The following is a 1,786-nucleotide window of genomic DNA, read 5'->3' on the forward strand; positions in this document are numbered from 1 at the left end:
GGAGTAGTCCGGTTGTCGAGCAGTTTGTTTAGCCTCATTTATACCTCCTTTCGTTCCTTTTAGCGGAAATAGCCCCGCCCAATTATTAGACATTGATTCCTCAATCATTAGATTTGCGATATCCGGTCGCCCCCCGGAATGCTTAATCATTTTTTTATAAAAAACTTCTAATGACTTTTGGTCTTTATATTTTTGACATTTGGTAGACTTATATCTTAACCATTCTGATAGACATTCCCTAAATTCAAAATCAAGAAAATCAAAGTTGAAATTCTCATATCCCCTTGGGGGATTATAGGGGGATAGTTTAGTTTCAGTTTTAGTTTTATTATAGTCCTCAGGATCTACCTCAGGATTGGTGTAAGTATCTACCTCAGGATTTACCTCAATATCACCCTCAATTTTTGAGGTAGTTGTTTTCTTTTCCTTGAATGGTTTCTTGAAGCTATATTTACCTACTTGCCTCTTACTTTTACCGGATAAATAATAAATTAGTCCTGCATTAATCAATGTCTGTCTTGAAGTATTAAGCGTATTTTCAGATATACTTAATGCCGAGCAAATTTCTTCATTGCTTGCACAGAAGATATCTTCCCACCCATCCTCATTGCAAATACCAACTAATTCATGGTAAATTGCTTGTTCAGTAGCTGTGAGCCTGAAACGTCTACGCATCTTTTTTAATTTTGCTGTTAGTGTATATCCATCCATAAATCAAAATAGTTTACTTAAGTACTCAAATTCATCAGGCGTTAGATAGATGAAAATTAAATAGTTCATATCTTTTATCTTAAAGGTCTTATACTATCCAAATGGGAGCCACGCCCATAAGATTTTATTCCGAAGTTCTCAGATCGCATACATAAAGAGTGAAAGTTTCGAGCTATTAAACTAAACTCTCTACCGTCCATATCTGCCATATTATGACAAAGGAGATAACTTAGTACCTCCTCTATCTTTTGTTCTAGTATTTGCTTTGTTGGTTTCATACTTTATAAAATAAAGAAGGTTCTAAATAATTCATATACATTTTTGCTTCTGACAATTGTTCTTCGAGATCATTAATAATATGTTTCAGCTCTTTTATTTCTACTCCTTTTTCTTTTGAGGATATTTTAAAAGGCCTATATAGTTTATTATTGATAAACATTAATGGAACTTGTTCTAAATTATGTTCCGATTTCCGTTCTTCTCCTTCATCAAAATATTCATCGTCAATCTCGAAACTGATACAATCTACTCCGAAATTCATGCAGGCTATATCAGTAGAAGCCGAACCCCTGAATGTGTCTAATACTAAAGGTTTGGGTTTGTTTGGTTCAATCTTGCAAACTAATGCTAATAATCTTTCGATCAGACGAGGCGGTTTTTGTGTTGGATGAATGGCTTTGTAACGTTCTCCTATTTGTCTAATAATACTCTTTTCATTCAAACCATCATCTATATTTTTACAAACAGCTACGCTTCTATCTTCATTATATAGGGTAGAAGGCTGAACAGAAGTATTATTTTTGTGCTTTCTCAATGACCCCGAAATAATAGATTTTTCATTCATACCTACAGATATGGAATTAATGACAGTTACGCATCTATCACCCTCATTACATTTACCCGTCCTTAGATTAGATTTATTATCCATAACCTTTTCGGCTTTAAAATCATCTCTTTTTAAGTTATTTTCTAAATAGGCTAATACTGCATCAAAAGACTTTGTATTATTTAATACAGAACGAAGACGTTTAATATCTTGACAAATAGAAGGTATATCATGTCCTTTCATTTCCAA

2 protein-coding genes are annotated in these 1,786 nt (G+C 33.3%); both read right to left on the minus strand.

Annotation, left to right across the window (positions count from 1 at the left end; genetic code table 11):
* Window positions 1-711: helix-turn-helix domain-containing protein (locus HMPREF9456_RS17320; protein WP_006844774.1), on the minus strand; the 711-nt coding region annotated here is incomplete at its 3' end.
* Between the two features lie 274 nt (window positions 712-985).
* Window positions 986-1,786: DNA methyltransferase (locus tag HMPREF9456_RS16835; RefSeq protein ID WP_147591788.1), on the minus strand; the 801-nt coding region annotated here is incomplete at its 5' end.

It is taken from the genome of Dysgonomonas mossii DSM 22836 (genome assembly GCF_000213575.1).
Taxonomy (GTDB): Bacteria; Bacteroidota; Bacteroidia; order Bacteroidales; family Dysgonomonadaceae; genus Dysgonomonas; species Dysgonomonas mossii.